Genomic DNA, 25,514 nt, shown 5'->3' with positions numbered 1-25,514 from the left:
AAAATTCACTTTACGATCAACGCAGTGCCATCAACAGTGCCAGCACAACGACAGCGCCGATGCTCATGGATGCCACATACCAGCGCAAATAACCGTTCTCGCTCAGTACCAGGCCTTTGCCTGCAAAACGGGAAAGGATAGCCGGAATGTTCATCAACGCATTAAGCGGGTCGCGCTTCAGCAGCCAGGCGATACCGAGGAATGGCTTGACGAATACTTTGTCGTACAGCCAGTCAAAGCCCCAGGCGTTATACCACCAGGTCCCCAGCAGACGGCCCGGCGCGCTGTTGGCGATCGACGTCACCAGCGTGCGTTTACCCAGCCACAGCCATGCGGCAATCAGGATGCCGGCAATCGCTACTACGCCAGAGGTAATTTCCAGCGTCATGACGCGACCATGCGCCAGTTCAGTTGTCTGCGGCAGCACTCCCTGCAGCGGCGGCACAATCAGCGCGCCAACAAAGGTAGACAGAATCATCAGGACAATCAGCGGCAGATGGTGGGTAATCCCCTTCCCTGCATGAGCGTGAATTTGTTCTTTACCGTGGAAGACGATGAAAATCATCCGGAAGGTGTACAGGGAGGTCATGAACGCGCCGACCAGACCCGCCACCATCAGATTGATATGACCGTTCGCCATCGCGCCAGCCAGGATCTCATCCTTACTGAAGAAGCCCGCAGTGACCAGCGGCAGCGCCGACAGCGCCGCGCCCCCCACCAGGAAGCAGGCATACACCAGTGGAATCGACTTACGCAGACCGCCCATCTTAAAGATGTTCTGTTCGTGATGGCAGGCCAGAATGACCGAGCCGGACGCCAGGAACAACAGCGCTTTAAAGAAGGCGTGCGTCATCAGGTGGAAAATTGCCGCATCCCACGCCTGTACGCCGAGCGCCAGGAACATGTAGCCAATCTGGCTCATGGTGGAATAGGCCAGCACGCGTTTGATGTCGGTCTGCACCAGCGCGGCGAAACCCGCCATGACCAACGTAATCGCCCCGATAATGCCCACCAGATGCAGAATTTCCGGGGTCATCAGGAACAAACCATGGGTACGAGCGATCAGGTAGACACCGGCGGTCACCATGGTAGCGGCGTGGATCAGCGCGGAGACCGGCGTCGGGCCGGCCATCGCGTCGGCAAGCCAGGTCTGCAACGGAAGCTGCGCAGATTTACCGACCGCGCCGCCCAGCAGCATCAGCGTCGCCCACATCAGCATGTTGTTGCCGTCAGCAAAGTGCGCTGGCGCCAGCTCGACCATTTCGCGGAAGTTCAGCGTGCCCAGTTCGTTGTAGAGGATGAACAGCGCGAAGGCGAGGAATACGTCACCGACACGGGTCACCACGAAGGCTTTCATTGCCGCTGCGCCATTCTTCGGATCGCTGTAATAGAAGCCGATCAACAGATAAGAGCACAGGCCCACGCCTTCCCAGCCGAGGTACATCAACAGCAGGTTATCGGACAGCACCAGAACAACCATGCTGGCGATAAACAGGTTGGTATAAGCGAAGAAGCGGGAGTAACCCTCTTCTCCACGCATGTACCAGGACGCGAACATGTGGATCAGGAAGCCGACGCCGGTGACCACAGAGAGCATGGTCAGCGACAGGCCGTCCAGCACCAGGTTAAAACCGATGTTGAAGTTACCGACCGACATCCACGTCCACAGCGGCTGGCTGAACGCCTGTTTGCCGTTGGCGAAGAAATCCATCCCGACAAACGCTGTCACCAACGCCGCCAGACCAACGGAACCCACGCCAATGGTCGCGGAGAGATTTTCCGACCAGCGTCCGCGAGAGAACGCCAGCAGTACAAAGCCAATCAATGGCAGAATAATGGTTAAGGCAAGCATGTTCATCCACGCATCTCACTTACTGAATCGATGTTCAGGTTCTGGCGACGGCGATGGAGTTGCAGCAACAGCGCAAGTCCAATACTCGCTTCCGCAGCCGCAAGGCTGATGGCGAGAATGTACATCACCTGACCATCGGTCTGGCCCCAGTAGCTCCCGGCGACCACAAAGGCCAGCGCGGAGGCGTTAATCATGATTTCCAGCCCGATCAGCATAAACAGCAGATTGCGGCGGATAACCAGACCGGTTAAACCCAGGACGAATAAAATCGCAGCGAGGATCAGTCCGTGTGTTAAGGGGATCATGCGCGCTCCTCCGTTTTTCTTTTCGCGCGGTCATCGGCGCGGTTGCTTAGCACTTCGCCCGCACGCTCTTCACGACCGACGTGGAACGCCACCACCAGGCCTGCCAGCAGCAGCATCGACGCCAGTTCGACCGCCAGAACATAAGGCCCGAACAGCGTAATGCCCACCGCTTTCGCGCTAATCGGCGTGCCGTCGATGCCCTGGTCGTTAACGCCCAGAATGGCGTACACAATGACCGCCAGCATAATGGCCGACAAAACCGCCGGACCAATCCACACCTGCGGCTTCAGCCACTGGCGTTCCTGTTCGATTTCGCTGCCGCCGAGGTTGAGCATCATCACCACGAACACAAACAGCACCATGATGGCGCCTGCGTAGACGATAATTTCCAGCGCACCGGCAAAATAAGCGCCCAGCGAAAAGAACACCCCGGAAATCGCCAGTAGCGATATCACCAGATACAACAGCGCGTGTACCGGATTGGTATGGGTGATCACTCGCAGGGTCGCGAGGATGGCTATCAGGCCACAGATATAAAAAGCGAATTCCATTGCCCTCTCCTTACGGTAACAGGCTCTTGACGTCGATAGGCTTGGCTTCGTTCTCTGCTTCGCCTTTATCTTTGCCGTCGATTGCCATACCCGCCATCCGGTAGAAGTTATATTCCGGGTATTTGCCCGGACCGGAAATCAGCAGATCCTCTTTTTCGTACACCAGATCCTGACGTTTGTATTCGCCCAGTTCGAAGTCCGGGGTCAACTGAATCGCCGTGGTCGGGCACGCTTCTTCGCACAGGCCGCAGAAGATGCAGCGTGAGAAGTTAATGCGGAAAAATTCCGGATACCAGCGGCCATCTTTGGTCTCCGCTTTTTGCAGAGAGATACAGCCTACCGGACAGGCTACCGCACACAGGTTACAGGCAACGCAGCGCTCTTCACCGTCCGGGTCGCGCGTGAGCACGATACGGCCACGGTAACGGGGCGGTAAATAGACCGGCTCTTCCGGATACATCCGCGTTTCGCGTTTGGCGAACGCATGCAGGCCGATCATCCAGATACTGCGTACCTGAGTGCCGAAACCTACTAATAATTCTTTTAAGGTCATGGTCTTTGTGTCCCTTATTGCGCCTGCCACAGAATGACAGCCGCCGTTACCAGCAAGTTGATGAGCGTCAGCGGCAGGCAAACTTTCCAGCCGAAGGACATTACCTGGTCATAACGCGGACGCGGTAACGACGCACGAATCAAAATGAACATCATCATGAAGAACGCGGTTTTCAGCGCGAACCAGACGAATGGCGGTAAGAACGGGCCATGCCAGCCACCGAAGAACAACGTTACCATCAGCGCGGAAACGGTGACGATGCCGATGTACTCCCCCACAAAGAACAGACCGAATTTCATACCGGAATATTCGATGTGGTAACCGTCCGCCAGTTCCTGCTCGGCTTCCGGCTGGTCAAACGGGTGACGGTGACAGACCGCTACGCCCGCGATGGCGAAAGTAACAAACCCAAAGAATTGCGGAATCACGTTCCACAGATGCGCCTGGTTATTGACGATATCGGTCATATTAAATGAACCGGCCTGCGCCACCACGCCCATCAGGGAAAGACCAAGGAACACTTCGTAGCTCACCGTCTGGGCAGACGCGCGCATCGCGCCCAGCAGCGAGTATTTGTTGTTGCTCGACCAACCGGCGAACAGCACCGCGTAAACCGCCAGACCGGCCATCATCAGGAAGAACAAAATCCCGATGTTTAAATCGGCCACCACCCAATTAGGGCTAACCGGCACAATGGCGAAGGAGAGCAGCAGCGAAGTAAACGCGATCATCGGCGCCAGGGTAAAGATGACGCGATCCGAGAATTTCGGGATCCAGTCTTCTTTAAAGAACATCTTGATCATGTCCGCGACCAGCTGGAGCGAGCCGCCCCAGCCAACGCGGTTTGGTCCATAACGGTTCTGGAACAGACCCAGCAGACGACGTTCGCCAAAGCTCATGAAGGCCCCGCAGGTGACGACCACCAGCAGAATCACCACCGCTTTGAGAATGCTCAGCAGGATCTCAATCAGATCCGGTGTAATCCAACTCATTGTTGCGCCTCCCGCAGATCCTCAAGACGCGCGCCAGCCAGAACCGGCGCGATGCCAGGCATACCCATCGGCAGCCCTACCTGCCCTGCCGCTAACCCTTCAGAGATTTCAACCGGCAGCGTCACCGTATTGCCATCGTAGCTAAAGGAGACGCGCGTCCCGGCATTGACGCCCAACTTCGCGGCATCCGCCGGGTTAAGTTTGATATACGGCTGCGGCATACGGCTCTGGAAGACCGGAGAACGCTGAGACAATTCGTCGCTGCCAAACAGGTGGTAATACGGCGCAATACGCCACTGACCGTCCTGCGCCTGGAAGCTTGCCGGCACGGTAGTGAAATAATCCAGACCGCCCTCAGTCGCTTCAATCAAACGCACGCCCGGATCGCCGTGACGCAGTTTGCCGCCCACTTCATCCTGGAATTTGTTCCACGCCTGCGGGGAGTTCCAGCCCGGTGCCCAGGCGAACGGAATTTCAGATCGCGGGGCAGTCGGTTGGTTATTCCCTTCCATTGAGAAGGCGAACATGGTGTCTTTATCCTGCGGCTGACGTGGTTCGTGCACGCTGATATTGGCGCGCATTGCGGTACGACCGCTGTAACGATGCGGTTCGCGCGCCAGCTTCTGCCCACGAATGCGGAAGGTCGCATCCGGCGCGGCGTCTTTAATACCGGCAAATTGCGGCATGGCGGCAATGACCGCGTCGATCACGTGGTCAAGCTGAGTCCAGTCCACTTCGCGGTTTTCGACGGTGCTGTGCAGTGAATGCAGCCAGCGCCAGCTTTCCAGCATAATCGTCTTGTTATCGTAGTAGGCCGGATCATAAACCTGGAAGAAGCGCTGCGCGCGCCCTTCGTTGTTGATGACCGTACCATCGCTTTCGGCGAAGCTTGCCGCGGAAAGCACCAGATGCGCGTTTTCCATAATCGCCGTGCGCTGATGGTCAACCACCATCACCAGCGGCGCTTTGGCGAGCGCAGCGTTCACGCGCGTAGCGCTTGCATGACGGTGGAGATCGTTTTCCAGCACCACCACCGCGTCCGCACTGCCGGTTTCCAGCTCGCCCAACGCATCATCAAGCGAACCGCCGCCCATCATACCCAGCCCCATGCTGTTCACGGAACGAGCAATCATAGTAATACCGACGTCGGCGCCACGGCCTTTCAGCGCTTTCGCCACGTTGGCGGCCGCCTGAATCACCTCACTGCTACCGGCGTTAGTGCCGGAGATAATCAGCGGTTTTTTCGCGCCGGCCAACGCCTGCACAATGACATCAATTTTGTTTTGTAAGTCGCTGTCGATACCGTCAACCGCAGGCGCTGTATTGTCCAGCGCATGAGCAATCGCAAAGCCCAGGCGCGCCTGATCTTCCACCGGCGCGCGATAGGTCCAGGCGGCGATATCATCCAGACGGGTGCCGTCCACGTTGGTCACGAACAGCGGATGTTTGGCACGCTGGCCGATGTTAAGGATGGCCGCAATCTGCCAGTCGGCCACTTTCTGCGCCGCCGCCATTTCACGCGCTTTACCTTTCACCGCCTGGCGTACCGCCAGCGCAACGCGCGCGCCGGTCTGAGTAACGTCTTCGCCCAATACCAGTACCGCGTCATAAGATTCGATCTCCCGCAGCGCCGGGGTGTAAATTCCGCCTTCACGCAGCACTTTCAGCGCCAGTTGCAGACGTTCCTGCTCGCCGCGCGCGATACCGGTGTAGAAGTTTTCCGCACCAACCAGCTCACGCAGCGCAAAGTTGCTCTCAATGCTGGCGCGTGGCGAACCGATACCGATCACTTTCTTCGACTGGCGCAGAATATCCGCCGCGCCCTGCATCGCCTGCTCGGCGTTGAGAGTAATAAAGTCATCGCCACGGCGCTGAACCGGCTGACGCGGACGGTCTTTCAGGTTCACATAGCCATAGCCGAAACGACCGCGGTCGCAGAGGAAGTAGTGGTTAACGGTACCGTTGTAACGGTTTTCGATACGGCGTAATTCGCCATAGCGCTCGCCCGGGCTGATGTTACAGCCGATGGAACACTGCTGGCAGATGCTCGGCGCAAACTGCATGTCCCATTTACGGTTGTAACGCTCGGAATGCGTTTTATCGGTGAAGACGCCGGTCGGGCAAATCTCGACCAGGTTACCGGAGAATTCGCTTTCCAGCGTACCGTCTTCCGGACGCCCGAAGTAGACGTTGTCATGCGCGCCATAGACGCCCAGATCGGTGCCGTCGGCATAATCTTTGTAGTAACGCACACAACGGTAGCAGGCGATGCAGCGGTTCATTTCGTGCGAGATGAACGGCCCCAGATCCTGGTTGCGGTGGGTACGTTTGGTGAAACGGTAGCGGCGGAAACTGTGACCCGTCATCACGGTCATATCCTGAAGATGGCAGTTACCGCCCTCTTCACAGACCGGACAGTCGTGCGGGTGGTTAGTCATCAGCCACTCCACCACGCTTTCACGGAACTGTTTCGCTTCTTCGTCGTCAATAGAGATAAAGGTACCGTCGGTGGCTGGCGTCATACAGGACATCACCAGGCGACCACGCGTATCTTCCGCGTTTTGGTATTGCTTCACCGCACACTGGCGGCAAGCACCGACGCTTCCCAGCGCCGGGTGCCAGCAAAAATACGGAATATCAAGGCCCAGGGACAGACATGCCTGTAGCAGGTTGTCCGCGCCGTTGACCTCGTATTCTTTGCCGTCTACATGAATCGTAGCCATTAGCATGCTTCCAAATTAAAAATCGTTAACTCACCAGCGCTCTTTGAGCAGGTTCGGCTGAATACCATTGATTAAATGGGTATTGCTGAACGGCTGCTTGATGCCAGCTTCGAATTCTTCGCGGAAATACTTAATTGCGCTTTGCAGTGGCTCAACCGCGCCCGGCGCATGCGCGCAGAAGGTTTTACCCGGTCCGAGGAAACGACACAGTTGCTCAAGTGTCTCGATATCCCCCGGCTGGCCTTCGCCACGCTCCAGCGCGCGTAGAATTTTCACGCTCCACGGCAACCCGTCGCGGCATGGCGTACACCAGCCGCAGGATTCGCGGGCAAAGAACTCTTCCAGGTTACGCACCAGCGATACCATGCCGATTTCGTGGTCTACCGCCATCGCCAGCGCGGTGCCCAGACGGCTGCCTGCTTTACCGATGCTTTCGAACTCCATCGGCAGGTCAAGATGCGCCTCGGTCAGGAAGTCGGTTCCCGCCCCGCCCGGCTGCCAGGCTTTGAATTTCAGGCCATCGCGCATACCGCCCGCGTAGTCTTCGAGGATCTCGCGCGCGGTGGTGCCGAACGGTAATTCCCACAGGCCCGGATTCTTCACGCGGCCTGAGAAGCCCATCAGCTTGGTACCCGCATCTTTGCTTTTCGAAATGTTCTGGTACCACTCCACGCCGTTGGCGAGGATTGCCGGGACGTTGCACAACGTTTCGACGTTATTCACACAGGTCGGTTTGCCCCATACGCCGGAGGTCGCAGGGAAGGGCGGCTTGGAGCGTGGGTTCGCGCGGCGGCCTTCGAGGGAGTTAATCAGCGCCGTTTCTTCACCACAGATGTAACGCCCTGCCCCGGTGTGGACAAACAGTTCAAAGTCGAACCCGGTGCCCATGATATTTTTGCCAAGCAGCCCGGCCTCGGTTGCTTCAGCAATCGCACGGCGCAGATGTACAGCCGCTTCGATATATTCGCCGCGCAGGAAGATGTAACCACGATACGCTTTCAGCGCGAACGCGGAGATCAACATACCTTCCACCAGCAGGTGCGGCAGCTGTTCCATCAGCAGACGGTCTTTATAGGTGCCCGGCTCCATTTCATCGGCGTTACACAGCAGGTAACGGATGTTCATGGATTCATCTTTCGGCATCAGGCTCCACTTCAGACCGGTGGAAAAGCCCGCGCCGCCGCGCCCTTTCAGACCGGCGTCTTTTACCTGGCTGACGATTTCATCCGGAGACAGGCCGGTCAGCGCCTTACGCGCGCCTTCGTAGCCGTTTTTGCTACGATATTCATCCAGCCAGACCGGCTGTTTGTCATCGCGCAGACGCCAGGTCAGCGGATGGGTTTCGGGAGTACGGATAACGTTTTTCATTTATACCGCTCCAGTAGTTCAGGAATGGCTTCCGGGGTCAGATGGCTGTGAGTATCCTCATCAATCATCATGTTCGGCCCTTTATCGCAATTCCCCAGGCAGCAGGTCGGCAGCAGCGTAAAGCGACCATCAAAGGTCGTCTGCCCCGGTTTGATGTTGAGATTTTTTTCCAGCGCGGCCTGAATCCCCTGATAGCCGGTGATATGGCACACCACGCTGTCGCAGTAGCGAATCACGTGGCGACCGACCGGCTGACGGAAGATCTGGCTGTAGAATGTGGCGACGCCTTCGACGTCGCTCGCCGGAATACCCAGCACATCGGCAATAGCGTAGATCGCGCCGTCCGGCACCCAGCCACGCTGCTTCTGAACGATTTTCAGCGCTTCAATGGACGCCGCACGCGGGTCTTCGTAGTGGTGCTTCTCGTGCTCTATCGCTTCACGCTCTGCCGCACTCAGCTCAAAAGCCTCGGTTTGTGGTTGTTGATTCTCGTGCATAATTAGCGGTCCACATCTGACATAACAAAATCGATACTACCCAGATAGACAATCAGGTCGGAAACCAGGCTACCGCGGATCGCCGAGGGAATCTGCTGCAGGTGCGCAAAGCTCGGCGTGCGCACGCGGGTACGGTAGCTCATAGTGCTGCCGTCGCTGGTCAGGTAGTAACTGTTAATCCCCTTCGTCGCTTCCACCATCTGGAAGGACTCCTGCGCCGGCATCACCGGGCCCCAGGAGACCTGCAGGAAGTGGGTGATCAGGGTTTCGATATGTTGCAGCGTGCGCTCTTTCGGCGGCGGCGTGGTCAGCGGGTGATCCGCTTTGAACGGGCCTTCCGGCATGTTATCGAGGCACTGCTGAAGAATGCGCAGACTCTGGCGCAGCTCTTCCACTTTCAACATCACGCGGGTATAGCAGTCGGAAACACCGCCGCCCACCGGCACTTCAAAGTCAAAGTTTTCGTAGCCAGAGTATGGACGCCATTTACGCACGTCGAAGTCGATCCCGGTCGCGCGCAGCCCTGCGCCGGTGGTGCCCCACTCCAGCGCTTCTTTCGCGCCGTAAGCGGCAACGCCCTGCGAACGCCCTTTCAGAATGGTGTTACGCAGCGCGGCTTTCTCGTAAGAATCCAGACGCTTCGGCATCCACTCAAGGAACTCTCGCAGCAGGCGATCCCAACCGCGCGGCAAGTCGTGCGCGACGCCGCCGATACGGAACCAGGCCGGGTGCATACGGAAACCGGTAATGGCTTCCACCAGGTCATAAATTTTCTGCCGGTCGGTAAAGGCAAAGAAGACCGGCGTCATCGCGCCGACGTCCTGAATAAAGGTCGAGATGTACAGCAGATGACTGTTAATGCGGAACAGTTCGGAGAGCATCACGCGGATGACGTTCACACGATCCGGGACGGTGATCCCTGCCAACTTTTCTACCGCCAACACGTACGGCATTTCATTGACGCAACCACCGAGGTATTCGATACGGTCGGTATAGGGAATGTAGCTATGCCAGGACTGGCGCTCGCCCATTTTTTCGGCGCCGCGATGGTGATAGCCGATATCCGGCACGCAATCGACGATTTCTTCGCCGTCAAGTTGCAGGATAATACGAAACGCACCGTGCGCAGACGGGTGGTTCGGGCCGAGGTTGAGGAACATAAAGTCCTCGTTGTCAGTCCCGCGCTTCATCCCCCAGTCTTCCGGCTTAAAGGTCAGCGCTTCCATCTCCAGATCCTGCTTGGCTTTGGTCAGCTCAAACGGGTCGAATTCGGTCGCGCGCGCCGGATAATCTTTACGCAACGGATGGCCTTCCCAGGTTTGCGGCATCATGATGCGCGTCAGGTGCGGGTGGCCTTCGATATCAATACCAAACATCTCCCAGGTCTCACGCTCGTACCAGTTGGCGTTAGGGAAAAGTTTAGTGAAGGTCGGCACGCGCAGGTCGTTTTCAGACAACGCCACCTTGAGCATGATATCGCGATTACGCTCAATGGAAATCAGGTGGTAGAAAACGGAAAAATCCGCGGCGGGTAACCCGTCACGGTGCGTACGCAGGCGTTCATCCATGCCGTGTAAGTCAAACAGCATGACGTAAGGTTTCGGCAGTTTCTTTAAGAAATCGCCAACCTCCAGTAGTTGTTCACGCTTGACCCAAACAACGGGGATACCGGTGCGGGTCGCCTGAACGGTAAAGGCATCCGGCCCAAAACGGTTGCGCAGTTCGCCGATAACCGGATCATCAAGATGATCGCGGGTACTCCATGCAGCGTCTTGCGCGGTTAAGTCGGTCATATTGTTCACCATTGCAAATGGTCCGTGGTGGTCGGCAGTGCTTCGCGCTATTAAAATAGTGGTTAGCGAAGTGAAGTGCTGCTGCCGACAGGCGCAAATTAAATCTCGTCCGGGGTACGCAGGTTCGTGACGGCAATACGCTCGCCGCGTTTACGTTCGCGTTCTGGCTGCATATTGGCGCGATACACGCCCTGATCGCCCACCACCCATGAGAGCGGACGGCGCTCTTTGCCAATCGATTCTTGCAGCAGCATCAACGCCTGCATATACGCTTCCGGACGCGGCGGACAGCCAGGGATATACACATCCACCGGGATGAACTTATCAACGCCCTGCACTACCGAATAAATATCGTACATGCCGCCGGAGTTGGCGCAGGCGCCCATAGAAATGACCCATTTTGGCTCCAGCATTTGGTCATACAGACGCTGAATAACCGGGGCCATTTTGGTAAAGCAGGTACCGGCCACCACCATCAGGTCAGCCTGACGTGGCGACGCACGCAGCACTTCCGCGCCGAAACGGGCAACGTCATGCACTGCGGTAAAAGAGGTCACCATCTCTACATAGCAGCAAGAAAGGCCGAAGTTGTAGGGCCAAATTGAGTTTTTACGGCCCCAGTTAACCATGTCATGCAGTTTGCCCATGAACACGTTTTTGTTAACTTCCTGCTCCAGGGGGTCAGTTACGATCTCCTGTTTTTGCAGGGGGTAACGGTCATTCTCACCGTTAGGATCTATGCGGGTGAGCGTATAATCCATCTTAATGCCTCGCGGTTAGCGTTGACGATTAGCGATACTGTTCGTTTCCGGGTTCATACGCTCGCGGCGTGAACGCGCGGGCGTCCAGTCCAACGCGCCAATACGCGCCAGATAAACCAGACCAGCCAGTAACACAAAAATAAAAATTGCAGCTTCCACAAAGCCAACCCAGCCGCTTTCGCGGATAGAAGTCGACCATGCGAACAGATACAGCGCTTCAACGTCGAAGATAACGAAGAACATGGCTACCAGGTAAAACTTGGCAGACAAGCGTAAGCGGGCGGTGCCGACCGAGTCGATACCTGATTCAAACGGAACGTTCTTGTGCCTCGCGCGTGCGCGACCACCCAAAAACCAACCGCCTACCAGCATCAGGCAGCACAGGCCAATGGCAACGATAAGAAAGATAGCGAATGCCCAGTGATGAGCGATGACTTCAGTGGATGTTGACATACTCATTGCTTACTCATCAAAAGTAGCGCCAGTTTCTCTGCTCTTTACGGCAGATGGGCGCCACATCGATTCATGGGGAGGAATAAAAAAAACCCTACAATTACTGTAGAAAATGATAAAAACAGCTAATTGATGTGGTTTTTTACTCCTTTCTATAACCTTTTGTCAACTTTAACAAAAGTTCCTTCACATTAATTTACATCAATTCATCATCATTAACATTAAGTGCCATCCTGGAGAAAATGACTCTTCGACCAGGGGGGATTTTATGTTGTTGAATCGTGTCCGTTGTGAAGCAAAAGAAATAACACACACCTATTTTGACAGGAATTTGTGAAGATGCCTCCCCCTAAATGGGAGTATTTTCTTGATCTGTGACACGCTTTTGTTAATTCACCCCCTAAAACAGCAACAATTTCTCTAGTTTTTTAACATGCAAATTCATAAAATGGATGTTCTGGTTATTTTTTGCCCACATTGAACTGTGAATCGCTACTGGCTGATTTACCGGAACTTTTACAATTTGTGCGGTTAAGCGCGTACAGATGGGCACAAAAAAAGAGCCACTGAGCGTTTTTTCATCGCCAGCGGCTCTTTTTTACATTTACGACTTAGCGCCTTTTGCCTGCGAGCTACTCAAAACCCCCTTCCACCATCAGCGGATCATCTCCGCCCTCTGCAGAAAACTGGTTGTAATGCCATGGGTTTTGATAACTTTCCATCGCATGGAAAATCACCATCGCCAGCTCGTTCTGGCTATTGGGATCGCGGCACAACAGATATTCCGTATCCGGCAAAGGCGGTAATCCGTCTGCGGCGCCCAGCACGCGAAGGTCGGGACTCATCATTTCGACAGGTCGAGCCGTTACGCCAAGACCGGCTTTAACGGCCGCGCGTACCGCCGGTAAAGTAGACGCCACATAGGCCAGCCGCCAGGGAATACCCGCTGCATTTAGCGTCTCCAGCACCATATCGCGGAATGGGCTGGGATCGTCCAGCAGGACTAATGGTACGGGCTCTCCCCTTTGCAAAACATACTCAGCCGCACAATACCAATGGGTGGGCGAGGTCCGCAAATTCAGACAGTCCAGCGAATTAGGTTGGTTAGTCGTCACCACCAAATCTACTTCCTGCGATTTAACCATGTCCACCATATAGGCGTTGCGTTTTACCCGTACATCAAGCGCGAGTTTCGGATAAACCGAGCTGATTCGGCTAAGCAAAAAAGGCAGGATAGTATCAGCTGATTCATCAGAAGCGCCGATTGTTAACACTCCCTGAAGATTACTGAACATTAATGATGAACACGCCTCATCATTAAAACGCAGGATTTTTCTGGCGTACCCCAGAAGCTGGATACCGTGTTCGGTCAAAAGTTTGTTACGACCATGGCGGGCGAACAATTCCTTTCCCACGAGTTGCTCAAGACGCTGCATTTGCTGACTGACCGCAGACTGAGTACGACATACCGCCGCCGCCGCCGCGGCGAAGGTGTTCAGATCGGCAACGGCCACGAACGTTCTCAGCAGATCGAGATCGAGGTTAATTATCGGACGATTTGCATTTATCATAATTTTTCACTTACTGGCGGGTCATATCGGGCTGACCTGGTTAATGCTGTGCATTCAGAAACAAGCAATTCCATTTGTAATGTGCATCCTTCGCAGTACCGCCTGGTTACCCAGGTAAATGTTAGAATGTAATTGAAAATACGACCAAAACACTTCTCTTACTTACTGATATAATACCAAATGCAACTGATCGGGATATATCAAAGAGAATGTGTCATACCTTTAGGCGTCTACAGATTTCTGCTAATGATGGACGTGTAAATCTTGTAACAGCGTCAAATAGTTTACCGAGACGCACAGATACAAAAACAATATATTGAACAATAGGTTATGTATAAAATCGCGTCATGATAATTAGCAGACAACGCAGACTACGCCCCCGTTTCGGATCATTATCTTAACCTAAAACCGCTATATTTATAAGTATTATTACGAATAATCTTAACCTGGGATATGTTATACTAATCGGACCAGAAAGATATTATTACGACTTTAGTAAATGCTTTTTAAATATTAAATAATAATTAATTAAGATTTCTACCATTCATTAATTATACTTAACAATAGTTTCACACCCTCCGCCGCCGGAAAGGTCTAACCTTCTCATTTTACCTTTAATACTCAGTATTTCCGAAATAGCCAGCGCGACACTAATGATGAATGCTTATCTCTCATAAAACAGATAATTTCTAACAACATAAAAAACCACATTACGCGCAATCACATAGAATAAAACACTATACATACAGACAAAAATAGAAAATGCATCTAACCAAATGATTTTATGAAGTTTTAAACAGTACGAAAGCGCGTTAAAAATAAACAAAATCTTCTTCTGTTCACTCTTCAAAACTCACCGTCGTGGGAGTACATTGTTTCGTGCTGACTTCCACGGCAGGGAGTGGCAATAACAGCTAAAAGGTCAAGATTCATGTCCCCCATTGAAAAATCCAGCAAACTCGAAAATGTCTGTTATGACATTCGTGGCCCCGTTCTGAAAGAAGCGAAACGCCTTGAGGAAGAAGGTAATAAAGTTCTTAAACTGAATATCGGCAACCCCGCCCCCTTCGGATTCGAAGCGCCGGACGAAATTCTGGTCGATGTCATTCGTAATTTGCCGACGGCGCAAGGATATTGCGACTCGAAAGGGCTTTATTCCGCCCGTAAAGCAATTATGCAGCATTATCAGGCCCGTGGAATGCGCGATGTAACCGTGGAAGATATCTATATCGGTAACGGCGTTTCCGAGCTGATCGTTCAGGCGATGCAGGCGTTGCTTAACAGTGGCGATGAAATGCTGGTTCCCGCGCCCGATTATCCGTTATGGACAGCGGCGGTATCGCTCTCCAGCGGCAAGGCGGTACATTATCTTTGCGATGAATCTTCCGACTGGTTCCCGGACCTTGACGATATCCGCGCCAAAATCACCCCACGTACGCGTGGTATTGTCATTATTAATCCAAACAACCCTACTGGCGCCGTCTATTCTAAAGAATTGTTGATGGAAATTGTCAACATTGCGCGCGAGCATAATCTCATCATCTTCGCCGATGAAATTTATGACAAGATTCTCTATGACGATGCCGAGCATCACTCTATCGCCGCACTGGCGCCTGATCTGCTGACCATCACCTTTAATGGGTTGTCTAAAACCTATCGCGTCGCCGGCTTCCGCCAGGGCTGGATGGTGCTGAACGGGCCGAAAAAACATGCGAAGGGCTATATTGAAGGACTGGAGATGTTAGCCTCAATGCGCCTGTGCGCCAACGTCCCGGCGCAACATGCTATTCAGACCGCGCTCGGCGGCTATCAAAGCATTAGCGAATTTATTCTGCCGGGCGGCCGACTGTATGAACAGCGTAACCGCGCCTGGGAGTTGATTAACGATATCCCCGGCGTTTCCTGCGTAAAACCGCGCGGCGCGTTGTACATGTTCCCCAGGATCGACGCTAAACGTTTTAATATTCACGATGACCAGAAGATGGTGCTGGACTTCCTGCTACAGGAAAAGGTGCTGCTGGTGCAAGGTACCGCCTTTAACTGGCCGTGGCCGGATCACTTCCGCATTGTGACGCTACCGCGTGAAGATGACCTGGAGATGGCCATCAACCGTTTTGGGCGTTTCCTCTCAGGTTACCATCAATAATCTTAAATTCAGGCTACTTCGGTAGCCTGAATTGCATCTTCATCTCCCTCCCCGCACAATGAAGTCTGCCGCAGTGAAAACAAAAGGTAATCTATGAAGCAGAGCCATTTTTTCGCCCATCTCTCCCGCATGAAGTTGATTAACCGCTGGCCGCTGATGCGTAACGTGCGTACGGAAAACGTCTCCGAACATAGTCTGCAGGTGGCGATGGTCGCCCATGCGTTGGCGGCGATAAAAAACCGTAAATTTGGCGGTCAGCTCAATGCTGAACGCATCGCGCTTCTGGCGATGTATCATGATGCCTCGGAAGTACTGACCGGCGATCTGCCGACGCCGGTAAAATATTTTAATTCCCAGATAGCCCAGGAATATAAAGCGATCGAAAAAATCGCCCAGCAAAAGCTGGTTGATATGGCGCCGGATGAATTGCGCGATATTTTCGCACCGCTTATTGATGAGAATGCCTGGAGCGAAGAAGAACAGGCAATCGTAAAACAGGCCGATGCGCTTTGCGCCTACCTGAAATGCCTGGAGGAGCTCTCAGCGGGAAACAATGAGTTTGGACTGGCAAAAACGCGGCTGGAAAAAACGCTGGAATTACGTCGCAGCCAGGAGATGGACTATTTTATGGCGGTGTTCGTACCAAGTTTCCATCTCTCTCTTGACGAGATAAGCCAGGATTCACCGCTTTAAACGGTTGTGCCGGATGACGACGTCAACGTCTTATCCGGCCTGGACGTAGCGTGATATCCGTAGGCCTGATAAGCGCAACGCCATCAGGCCTTTTCCTGTCTGGGGTTAAAACGGAAACAACATCGGAATCATCACAATACAAACCGCCATCACAATAAGCGTGAACGGCACACCAAGCTTCACAAAATCGCTAAAGCTATAGTTTCCCGGCCCCAGAACCAGAGTATTGACCGGCGATGAAACCGGCGTCATAAAGGCGGCGGATGCCGCCATCGCCACCGCCATCGCAAACGGATAGGGCGACACCCCCATCGATTTCGCCGCCGCCAGCGCAATCGGCGCCATCAGCACCGCCGTTGCCGTGTTAGAAATGAACAGTCCTATGACGGCGCACAGCACAAACAGGCATCCCAGCATCATATACGGCCCATAGCCACCGCCGATATTCATTAACCCTTGCACGACCAGAGAGACGCCGCCGGTTTTTTGCAACGCCAGCGCAAACGGCATCATACCCACAATCAAGATAATACTCGGCCAGTGGATCGCTTTATACGCGCTTTCAGCATCAATACAGCGAAATTTTCCCATCAGCAAGCAGGCGATAATCGCCGCGATCGGGTTGGGAATTTCATCGGTCAACATCAGCGCCACCATCAGTACCAGGCAGAAAATGGCGTGCGGCGCCTGGCTGTGCGCCGGCGAGGCTTCGCTGACCTCGACCGGCATATTCAGCACCACAAAGTCGCGGCCTTTTTGCCCCAGCAGGCTGATTAACTTCCAGTTCCCCACGACCAGAATGATATCGCCCATCAATAACGGCTCATCGGCCAGCGACCCTTCCAGAGCGACGCCGTCGCGTTTCAGGCCGACCACATTCAGCCCGTAACGTGTACGGAAGGCGATTTCACGCACCGACTTGCCAATCAGTTCCGACTCCGGAATAAGTGAAATTTCCGCCATCCCGACATCCAACGCCTGATCGGAAAAATATTCTCCACGCAATACCATCGGTTCCAGCAGTTGCTCGGCGCAGAACTCTCTGAGGTCAACCTCCGCCGCCGACATATCAATCAACAGAACGTCGCGAGCGCGAAACTCCGATACGCCGTTCACATTGACGATAACCCGCCGAAAGCGCCGCCAGCGTTCAACGCCGATAACATTGGCGCCGTAACGTTCGCGCAGTTTAAGGTCGTCCAGCCGCTGTCCTACCATTGGCGAACCGGGGCGAATCGCCAGACGACGAGCGCGCCCCGTCAGACGGTACTCGCGGATAAGATCGCGGAAAGTGCGCCGCTTACCGGCCTGTTGTCCGGGCGCATCGCCTTTTAGCATGAAGCGCATCACCAGCATATAAACAATGCCGAGCGCCAACACCACTACCCCCAGCGGCGTCACGCTAAAAAAGTTGAACCCGTGCAGGCCTTCACGCAGCAGTTCACTATTAACCACCAGGTTCGGCGGCGTCGCCACCAGCGTCATCATTCCGCTGATAAGCCCGGCAAAACTCAGCGGCATCATCAGGCGCGAAGGCGAGGTCTGCATATGCATAGAAACGCTAAGAACAACGGGGATAAAAATCGCCACCACGCCGGTTGAACTCATGAAAGCGCCAAGTCCGGCGACAGTGATCATCAGTAAAACCAGCATTTTGATTTCACTGCTGCCCGCCATTTTAACCAGCCAGGTACCGACCACCGTCGCAACGCCGGTGCGCACGAGGCCGTCGCCAATAATAAATAAGGCGGCGATAAGAATGACATTCGGATCGCTAAAGCCGGAGAAGGCTTCCGGAAGGGTCAAGGTACCGCTAAGGACAAAAGCAACAATGACGAATAAAGCCACCGCATCCATACGTACTTTGCCCGTCGCAAACAACACGACGGCAATCGCCAGTAAAGAGAGAACCCAAATCAATTCACCGTTCACAACATATCCTTGTCAGATGAGAAGATAACGAGATTCTGCCATAAATATGCCCCGCCAAAGCGGGGCGATATCATGATCAGGTCTTTCTTAACACCACCACATCGCCGTTTGGTTGTTTAGCGACCGATAATTGCGTCAGGCTATCCAACGCAAAATCAACATCCGCCAGACGCGGCGTGTCGGCCGGCGCATTGACCGCAATGACGTGGCAGCCCGCAGCCAGTCCGGACAGCACGCCAGCCGGGGCATCTTCTACTACGACGCACTCCTGAGGGGCCAGGCCAAGCAGTTGTGCGCCCAGCAAATACGCATCCGGCTCCGGTTTGCCGCGTTTGACTCGTTCGGCGGTGACAAACACCTCTGGCGCTGGAAGGCCCGCGACCTGATGGCGCGCACGCGCGACCGGCATTGAACCGGAGGTGACGATAGCCCACGGAATGCCCGCTTTATTCAGGTGATTGAGTAAATCGACTGCCCCCGGCAACGCGGTGATCCCTGCGGTTTCAGTGGCTTCTATTTGCTCCAGGCGCGTAAACTCAGCGGCAATTTCCGCCTCCGATTTACCCGCCATAAAATGCCGCAACGAGGTGATCGCCTGTTTACCATGAATAAAGCCCAGCACCTCATCATGAGCAAGGTTAAAACGATCGGCCCAGCTACACCACGCGCGTTCGACGGCAGGTAATGAGTCAACCAACGTTCCATCCAGATCAAACAGAAAACCTTTACACTGCACGCGAGCCTCCTCAGGCATTAATGATTTGATTGATTTCATTCGCGCTCAGGTGGTACTGACGCGGGCAGGCATGCCAGACATTCAACATCCGCTGGTATTTTTCCCACATCGGCGTCTGGGCATTAAAGCCGTGCGTCCCGGCGTCAAAGTGAGTGTAGCGTCCTTCTATATTCACCATAAAACGGACATAGCCGAGGTAACGCGCTTCCGTCGCGGCGTCAAACCCCAGGAAGGTGACGCGACGTTCGTCGATGGCTTGCGTATCTTTGAGGTTGGTCCAGGAGACGTGCAGCGCATGGTACATCTCCATAATATCGATGATGGTACGACAGGTCTCTTCCGTCAGCTCGCCAAACTCGCGATCCAGCTCGCGCATCTGCAGGCCGTAGCCGCGTTCAATAATTGTTTGTAAGCGACGGTAACGCTCGGCGTTGGTGGGATCGAGCATCGTCATCATTTTGTACTGGTTAGACAAAATCAGACGTTGCGCGTTGGTCATTTCCATTTTGAACTCCTGTATCACGCTATAGCGATGAAAAAAAGAAGGCATTGGTATGCCTTCTTTTATATGCGTAATCCGGGGTCAATTACAAATCATCCAGGAAAGTTTTATCCAGTTGTTTGAAGGCGCGCTTAAGCGTGTCAGCTAATGCCTGGTAATCCGGCTTTCCTTCTACCGGCGCCAGCGCTTGTCCAGCCTCCTGCAATTTACCGCGAACTTCGTAAAACCAGTTAAGGATTAAAGGCGGCAACGGCGTCACGGAACGTTTCCCTAACCACCATAATCCCTGCATAGGTAAGCTCAGGGCGAACAGGGCGGTCGCCACGGCCGGACCTAACTGACCGCCCAGCGCTATCTGCCAGCATAACGTAAAGACGGCGACAGGCGGCATAAATCGTATGGCATAGCGCGTCATACGAATGACGCGGTTTTCGACGAAAACGGGCGCCAGCCGTTTTTCCATCGGCCACGTCTTCGCGTAGTGTTGCCCCCGGCGAAATAAGCTAAAAAAATTTACGGAGCGATTATCCGGTGTCGACATGGCCTACCTCAACTTCACATATAAAATTTAAAAAATTTGTGCAAAACAACAACTGCGAGGGACAACGTTCAAAACATTTTGTCTTCGATACCCACTATCAGGTATCCTGTGTCGGCCTGTCAAAGGCCGGTAGTTTAAAATCATTGAGTCGTCAATATTACACATAGTATGCCATTGGCTGAAAAATACGCAAAATGGCATAGACTCAAAGGTATTTCTTCCATCATGCCCAAAAAAACTCCTGCGCATGATGTTAATCATAAATGTCAGGGCTATCATGCGCTACGCTCTATGGCTCACTGACGTTTTTTTAGCCACGTATCATAAATAGGTACTTCCATGTCGAGTAAGTTAGTACTGGTTCTGAACTGCGGTAGTTCTTCACTGAAATTTGCAATTATTGATGCAGTTAATGGTGATGAATACCTTTCTGGTTTAGCCGAATGTTTCCATCTGCCAGAAGCACGCATCAAATGGAAAATGGACGGCAGTAAACAAGAAGCGGCTTTAGGTGCAGGCGCCGCTCACAGTGAAGCGCTGAACTTTATCGTTAACACTATTCTGGCACAAAAACCAGAACTGTCTGCGCAGTTAACTGCAATTGGTCACCGTATCGTACACGGCGGCGAGAAGTATACCAGTTCCGTAGTCATTGATGAGTCCGTCATTCAGGGCATCAAAGATTCCGCCTCTTTCGCACCGCTGCATAACCCGGCTCACCTGATTGGTATCGCCGAAGCGCTGAAATCTTTCCCGCAGCTGAAAGATAAAAACGTTGCAGTATTCGACACCGCCTTCCATCAGACCATGCCGGAAGAATCTTACCTGTATGCCCTGCCGTACAGCCTGTATAAAGAACACGGCGTTCGTCGCTATGGCGCACACGGCACCAGCCACTTCTATGTAACTCAGGAAGCGGCAAAAATGCTGAACAAGCCGGTAGAAGAACTGAACATTATCACCTGCCACCTGGGCAACGGCGGTTCTGTTTCCGCTATCCGTAACGGTAAATGCGTGGATACCTCTATGGGTCTGACCCCGCTGGAAGGCCTGGTCATGGGTACCCGTTCCGGCGATATCGACCCTGCGATTATCTTCCACCTGCACGACACTCTGGGCATGAGCGTAGATCAGATCAACAAAATGCTGACCAAAGAGTCCGGTCTGCTGGGTCTGACTGAAGTGACCAGCGACTGCCGTTATGTTGAAGACAACTACGCCACCAAAGAAGACGCAAAACGTGCGATGGACGTTTACTGCCACCGCCTGGCGAAGTACATCGGTTCTTACACCGCTCTGATGGACGGTCGTCTGGATGCAGTCGTGTTCACCGGCGGTATCGGTGAAAACGCCGCGATGGTTCGCGAACTGTCTCTGGGTAAACTGGGCGTGCTGGGCTTTGAAGTCGACCACGAACGTAACCTGGCGGCCCGCTTCGGCAAATCTGGTTTCATCAACAAAGAAGGTACCCGTCCGGCGGTGGTGATCCCAACCAACGAAGAACTGGTTATCGCGCAGGACGCGAGCCGTCTGACTGCCTGATTTGACACCGCCAGCCTCGCTGGCGGTGCTGTTTTGTAACCCGTCTCCAAAAGACGGTAACGAAAGAGGATAAACCGTGTCCCGTATTATTATGCTGATCCCTACCGGAACCAGCGTCGGCCTGACCAGCGTCAGCCTCGGCGTCATCCGTGCTATGGAACGCAAAGGCGTTCGTCTGAGCGTCTTTAAGCCTATCGCCCAGCCTCGCGCTGGCGGCGATGCGCCTGACCAGACCACCACTATCGTTCGCGCGAACTCTACCCTGCCGGCGGCTGAACCGCTGAAGATGAGCCACGTTGAATCTCTGCTCTCCAGCAACCAGAAAGACGTGCTGATGGAAGAGATCATCGCGAACTACCATGCGAATACCAAAGACGCGGAAGTGGTGCTGGTTGAAGGTCTGGTTCCGACCCGTAAACATCAGTTCGCTCAGTCTCTGAACTATGAAATCGCGAAAACGCTGAATGCGGAAATCGTTTTTGTCATGTCTCAGGGGACCGACACGCCAGAACAGCTGAACGAGCGTATCGAATTGACGCGCAGCAGCTTCGGCGGCGCGAAAAACACCAACATCACCGGCGTTATCATCAACAAACTGAATGCGCCGGTTGATGAACAAGGCCGTACTCGCCCGGATCTGTCGGAGATCTTTGACGACTCTTCCAAAGCGCAGGTGATCAAAATCGATCCTGCTAAACTGCAGGAATCCAGCCCGCTGCCGGTTCTGGGCGCGGTGCCGTGGAGTTTCGACCTGATTGCGACCCGCGCTATCGATATGGCGCGTCACCTGAACGCCACCATCATTAACGAAGGCGATATCAAAACCCGCCGCGTTAAATCCGTCACGTTCTGCGCGCGTAGTATTCCGCATATGCTGGAACATTTCCGCGCAGGATCGTTGTTAGTGACCTCCGCTGACCGTCCGGACGTACTGGTCGCAGCTTGCCTGGCCGCGATGAACGGCGTAGAAATCGGCGCCCTGCTGCTGACCGGCGGCTATGAAATGGACGCGCGCATTTCTAAACTGTGCGAACGCGCATTCGCCACCGGTCTGCCGGTCTTTATGGTGAACACCAACACCTGGCAGACTTCACTGAGCCTGCAAAGCTTCAATCTGGAAGTCCCGGTTGATGACCATGAGCGCATTGAGAAAGTTCAGGAATACGTCGCGAACTACGTTAACGCTGACTGGATCGAGTCGCTGACCGCCACTTCCGAGCGTAGCCGTCGTCTCTCTCCGCCGGCGTTCCGCTACCAACTGACTGAGCTGGCGCGTAAAGCCGGTAAACGCGTAGTGCTGCCGGAAGGCGACGAACCGCGTACCGTCAAAGCGGCGGCAATCTGCGCTGAACGCGGCATCGCCACTTGCGTACTGCTGGGCAACCCGGATGAAATCAACCGTGTCGCGGCATCTCAGGGCGTTGAGCTGGGCGCAGGTATTGAAATCGTCGATCCGGAAGTGGTGCGTGAAAGCTATGTCGCTCGCCTGGTTGAGCTGCGTAAGAGCAAAGGCATGACCGAACCGGTTGCCCGCGAACAGCTGGAAGACAACGTGGTGCTCGGCACGCTGATGCTGGAGCAAGACGAAGTCGACGGCCTGGTTTCCGGCGCGGTTCATACCACCGCCAACACCATCCGTCCGCCGCTGCAGCTTATTAAAACGGCGCCGGGTAGCTCCCTGGTCTCTTCTGTGTTCTTTATGCTACTGCCGGAACAGGTTTACGTTTACGGCGACTGCGCAATCAACCCAGACCCGACTGCAGAGCAGCTGGCAGAAATCGCGATTCAGTCTGCGGATTCCGCCATTGCCTTCGGCATCGAACCGCGTGTGGCAATGCTCTCCTACTCCACCGGCACCTCTGGCGCAGGCAGCGACGTAGAGAAAGTACGTGAAGCGACGCGTCTGGCGCAGGAAAAACGTCCTGACCTGATGATCGACGGTCCGTTGCAGTACGACGCCGCGGTCATGGCTGACGTAGCGAAATCTAAAGCGCCGAACTCGCCGGTTGCGGGTCGCGCTACCGTGTTCATTTTCCCGGATCTGAACACAGGTAACACCACCTACAAAGCGGTACAGCGTTCTGCCGACCTGATCTCCATCGGGCCGATGCTGCAGGGTATGCGCAAGCCGGTGAACGACCTGTCCCGTGGCGCGCTGGTTGACGATATCGTCTACACCATCGCCCTGACGGCGATCCAGGCTTCTCAACAGCAGCAGTAACAGTAAAAGCCAATGCCGGATGGCGGCGTGAACGCCTTGTCCGGCCTACAGGGGAAATACCGTTGTAGGCCGGATAAGACGCGTTAGCATCGCCATCCGGCATTCTGCTATTTACCCTGCAAAGCGGAATTTTTTGCTTAACTGCGCTGCATCAATGAATAACTATTCCCTTCTTCTCATACTTAGCCTCTTTGCTTTGCAACAGGGATAGTCTGTCATGTCTGTCGTTACAGAATCAAAAACAGCCAGAAAATGGGCAATGCCCGATACGCTGGTCATCATCTTTTTTGTCGCCATTTTAACCAGTATCGCCACCTGGGTCGTCCCCGTTGGGATGTTTGATAGCCAGGAAGTGCAGTATCAGGTCGATGGCCAGACAAAAACCCGCAAAGTCGTCGACCCGCACTCTTTTCGCATTGTGACCAATGAGGCCGGGGAAGCGCAGTATCATCGCGTACAATTTTTCACTACCGGCGATGAAAGACCAGGGCTGATGAATTTTCCGTTTGAAGGGTTAACATCCGGATCGAAATTCGGCACTGCCGTCGGCATTATTATGTTTATGTTGGTGATTGGCGGCGCATTCGGCATCGTGATGCGTACCGGCACCGTGGATAACGGCATTTTGGCGCTTATTCGCCACACGCGGGGCAACGAAGTCCTGTTTATTCCGGTGCTATTTGTCCTCTTTTCGTTAGGGGGCGCCGTATTTGGCATGGGCGAAGAGGCGGTCGCCTTTGCAATTATCATAGCCCCGCTGATGGTCAGGCTGGGCTATGACAGCATTACCACCGTCCTGGTGACCTATATCGCCACCCAAATTGGCTTTGCCAGTTCGTGGATGAACCCTTTCTGCGTAGTCGTCGCCCAGGGGATTGCCGGCGTGCCGGTACTTTCCGGCTCCGGGCTGCGTATTGTGGTCTGGATTGTCGCCACGCTGATTGGGCTGGTTTTTACGCTGGTCTACGCCTCACGCGTGAAAAAGAATCCGCTGCTTTCCCGCGTCCACGAATCCGATCGCTATTTCCGCGAACAGCAGGATGAAGTCGTCCAGCGCCCTTTCACCTTCGGTGACTGGCTGGTACTGCTGGTCCTGACCGGCGTAATGATTTGGGTCGTCTGGGGTGTGATTGTCCACGCCTGGTTTATTCCGGAGATCGCCAGCCAGTTTTTCACCATGGGCGTGGTGATCGGCCTCATCGGCGTTATCTTCCGCCTCAACGGTATGACGGTCAACGTGATGGCGTCCTCATTCACCGAAGGGGCGAGGATGATGATCGCGCCCGCCTTGTTGGTGGGTTTTGCCAAAGGCATTCTGCTGCTGGTCGGCAACGGCGAAGCCGGGGAACCCAGCGTGCTCAATACGCTGCTTAACAGTATCGCGCATGGCATCAGCGGGCTTAATAATGCTATCGCCGCCTGGTTTATGCTGCTCTTCCAGGCGGTATTTAATTTCTTTGTCACGTCCGGTTCGGGTCAGGCGGCGTTAACCATGCCATTACTGGCGCCGCTCGGCGATCTGGTCGGTGTTAACCGTCAGGTGACTGTTCTGGCCTTCCAGTTTGGCGATGGCTTCAGCCATATTATCTATCCGACATCAGCTTCGCTGATGGCCACGCTGGGCGTGTGCCGGGTCGATTTTCGCAACTGGCTGAAAGTGGGAGCGTCGCTGCTGGGACTACTGTTTATTATGTCCAGCGTGGTCGTCATTGGCGCGCAGATGATGGGATATCATTGATCTAAAATGCCGGATGAGCATCAGCGCCATCCGGCAATATCTCC

General features: G+C 54.2%; 22 protein-coding genes. 5 read left to right on the top strand and 17 right to left on the bottom strand.

Going from position 1 to position 25,514, the window contains the following annotated elements:
• Positions 1-16: 16 nt before the first annotated feature.
• The 13 genes from nuoL to lrhA all read right to left on the bottom strand — a co-directional run bounded on the left by nuoL (position 17) and on the right by lrhA (position 13,419).
• Entirely contained in the window at positions 17-1,858 is a 1,842-nt protein-coding gene (gene nuoL, locus OLG56_RS07285) for an NADH-quinone oxidoreductase subunit L (RefSeq protein ID WP_001056581.1), read from the bottom strand.
• Entirely contained in the window at positions 1,855-2,157 is a 303-nt protein-coding gene (gene nuoK, locus OLG56_RS07280) for an NADH-quinone oxidoreductase subunit NuoK (RefSeq protein ID WP_000612687.1), read from the bottom strand. The genes nuoL and nuoK overlap by 4 nt, the downstream gene beginning before the upstream one ends.
• Positions 2,154-2,708 (bottom strand): NADH-quinone oxidoreductase subunit J, encoded by a 555-nt coding sequence (gene nuoJ, locus OLG56_RS07275; RefSeq protein WP_000393522.1) that lies wholly within the window; start codon positions 2,706-2,708, stop codon positions 2,154-2,156. Before nuoJ ends, nuoK begins: the two co-directional genes overlap by 4 nt.
• Before the next feature lie 10 nt (positions 2,709-2,718).
• The gene (gene nuoI, locus OLG56_RS07270) at positions 2,719-3,261 is read right to left on the bottom strand and encodes an NADH-quinone oxidoreductase subunit NuoI (protein ID WP_000172747.1); all 543 of its coding nucleotides are present in this window, start codon (positions 3,259-3,261) and stop codon (positions 2,719-2,721) included.
• A 14-nt stretch (positions 3,262-3,275) separates the two neighbouring features.
• Positions 3,276-4,253, bottom strand: coding sequence for an NADH-quinone oxidoreductase subunit NuoH (nuoH, locus tag OLG56_RS07265; protein ID WP_000118515.1), 978 nt, complete (start codon positions 4,251-4,253; stop codon positions 3,276-3,278).
• Positions 4,250-6,976 (bottom strand): NADH-quinone oxidoreductase subunit NuoG, encoded by a 2,727-nt coding sequence (nuoG, locus tag OLG56_RS07260; protein WP_001528469.1) that lies wholly within the window; start codon positions 6,974-6,976, stop codon positions 4,250-4,252. Before nuoG ends, nuoH begins: the two co-directional genes overlap by 4 nt.
• Before the next feature lie 30 nt (positions 6,977-7,006).
• Entirely contained in the window at positions 7,007-8,344 is a 1,338-nt protein-coding gene (nuoF, locus tag OLG56_RS07255) for an NADH-quinone oxidoreductase subunit NuoF (RefSeq protein WP_000800048.1), read from the bottom strand.
• Positions 8,341-8,841 carry an NADH-quinone oxidoreductase subunit NuoE gene (gene nuoE, locus OLG56_RS07250; protein ID WP_000545038.1) on the bottom strand — a complete coding sequence of 167 codons (501 nt, stop codon included), beginning with the start codon at positions 8,839-8,841 and terminating at the stop codon, positions 8,341-8,343. The genes nuoF and nuoE overlap by 4 nt, the downstream gene beginning before the upstream one ends.
• Positions 8,842-8,843: 2 nt before the next feature.
• Positions 8,844-10,646 (bottom strand): NADH-quinone oxidoreductase subunit C/D, encoded by a 1,803-nt coding sequence (nuoC, locus tag OLG56_RS07245; RefSeq protein ID WP_000247855.1) that lies wholly within the window; start codon positions 10,644-10,646, stop codon positions 8,844-8,846.
• Between the two features lie 86 nt (positions 10,647-10,732).
• Complete coding sequence (nuoB, locus tag OLG56_RS07240) at positions 10,733-11,395, bottom strand: NADH-quinone oxidoreductase subunit NuoB (protein ID WP_000386728.1); 663 nt, start codon at positions 11,393-11,395, stop codon at positions 10,733-10,735.
• A 15-nt stretch (positions 11,396-11,410) separates the two neighbouring features.
• Positions 11,411-11,854, bottom strand: a complete 444-nt coding sequence (gene nuoA / locus OLG56_RS07235; protein WP_000062993.1) for an NADH-quinone oxidoreductase subunit NuoA — start codon at positions 11,852-11,854, stop codon at positions 11,411-11,413.
• A 394-nt stretch (positions 11,855-12,248) separates the two neighbouring features.
• Positions 12,249-12,401 carry an STM2329 family putative cytoplasmic protein gene (locus OLG56_RS07230; RefSeq protein ID WP_061377306.1) on the bottom strand — a complete coding sequence of 51 codons (153 nt, stop codon included), beginning with the start codon at positions 12,399-12,401 and terminating at the stop codon, positions 12,249-12,251.
• 79 nt (positions 12,402-12,480) lie between these two features.
• Positions 12,481-13,419 carry a transcriptional regulator LrhA gene (gene lrhA / locus OLG56_RS07225; protein WP_023136804.1) on the bottom strand — a complete coding sequence of 313 codons (939 nt, stop codon included), beginning with the start codon at positions 13,417-13,419 and terminating at the stop codon, positions 12,481-12,483.
• 931 nt (positions 13,420-14,350) lie between these two features.
• On the opposite strand from lrhA, the gene alaA reads away from it, so the two are divergent.
• Both alaA and yfbR read left to right on the top strand, forming a co-directional pair.
• Positions 14,351-15,565 (top strand): alanine transaminase AlaA, encoded by a 1,215-nt coding sequence (alaA, locus tag OLG56_RS07220; protein ID WP_000074540.1) that lies wholly within the window; start codon positions 14,351-14,353, stop codon positions 15,563-15,565.
• A gap of 93 nt (positions 15,566-15,658) precedes the next feature.
• Entirely contained in the window at positions 15,659-16,258 is a 600-nt protein-coding gene (yfbR, locus tag OLG56_RS07215; RefSeq protein WP_000813882.1) for a 5'-deoxynucleotidase, read from the top strand.
• A gap of 105 nt (positions 16,259-16,363) precedes the next feature.
• Here yfbR and OLG56_RS07210 read toward each other — a convergent pair whose 3' ends face one another.
• The 4 genes from OLG56_RS07210 to yfbV form a co-directional block, all read right to left on the bottom strand.
• A complete protein-coding gene (locus OLG56_RS07210; protein WP_023232858.1) occupies positions 16,364-18,190 on the bottom strand; it encodes an SLC13 family permease in 1,827 nt (608 codons plus the stop codon).
• Between the two features lie 76 nt (positions 18,191-18,266).
• Positions 18,267-18,944 carry a sugar phosphatase gene (locus tag OLG56_RS07205; RefSeq protein ID WP_001555201.1) on the bottom strand — a complete coding sequence of 226 codons (678 nt, stop codon included), beginning with the start codon at positions 18,942-18,944 and terminating at the stop codon, positions 18,267-18,269.
• Complete coding sequence (locus OLG56_RS07200) at positions 18,937-19,431, bottom strand: YfbU family protein (protein WP_000426135.1); 495 nt, start codon at positions 19,429-19,431, stop codon at positions 18,937-18,939. Before OLG56_RS07200 ends, OLG56_RS07205 begins: the two co-directional genes overlap by 8 nt.
• A gap of 82 nt (positions 19,432-19,513) precedes the next feature.
• Positions 19,514-19,969, bottom strand: a complete 456-nt coding sequence (gene yfbV, locus OLG56_RS07195; RefSeq protein WP_023232857.1) for a terminus macrodomain insulation protein YfbV — start codon at positions 19,967-19,969, stop codon at positions 19,514-19,516.
• A gap of 339 nt (positions 19,970-20,308) precedes the next feature.
• Here yfbV and ackA point away from each other — a divergent pair, with 339 nt between their 5' ends.
• From ackA to yfcC, 3 genes are all read left to right on the top strand, one after another.
• Positions 20,309-21,511 carry an acetate kinase gene (gene ackA / locus OLG56_RS07190; RefSeq protein WP_000095689.1) on the top strand — a complete coding sequence of 401 codons (1,203 nt, stop codon included), beginning with the start codon at positions 20,309-20,311 and terminating at the stop codon, positions 21,509-21,511.
• A 76-nt stretch (positions 21,512-21,587) separates the two neighbouring features.
• Positions 21,588-23,732 (top strand): phosphate acetyltransferase, encoded by a 2,145-nt coding sequence (gene pta, locus OLG56_RS07185; protein ID WP_000086690.1) that lies wholly within the window; start codon positions 21,588-21,590, stop codon positions 23,730-23,732.
• Between the two features lie 217 nt (positions 23,733-23,949).
• A complete protein-coding gene (gene yfcC / locus OLG56_RS07180; protein ID WP_000117932.1) occupies positions 23,950-25,470 on the top strand; it encodes a putative basic amino acid antiporter YfcC in 1,521 nt (506 codons plus the stop codon).
• Positions 25,471-25,514: the final 44 nt, after the last annotated feature.

The organism is Salmonella sp. 2018103 (assembly GCF_026247685.1).
Taxonomy (GTDB): Bacteria; Pseudomonadota; Gammaproteobacteria; order Enterobacterales; family Enterobacteriaceae; genus Salmonella; species Salmonella enterica.
Note: the sequence above shows the minus strand (reverse complement) of the source record. Positions and strands in the feature narration are given on the sequence as shown.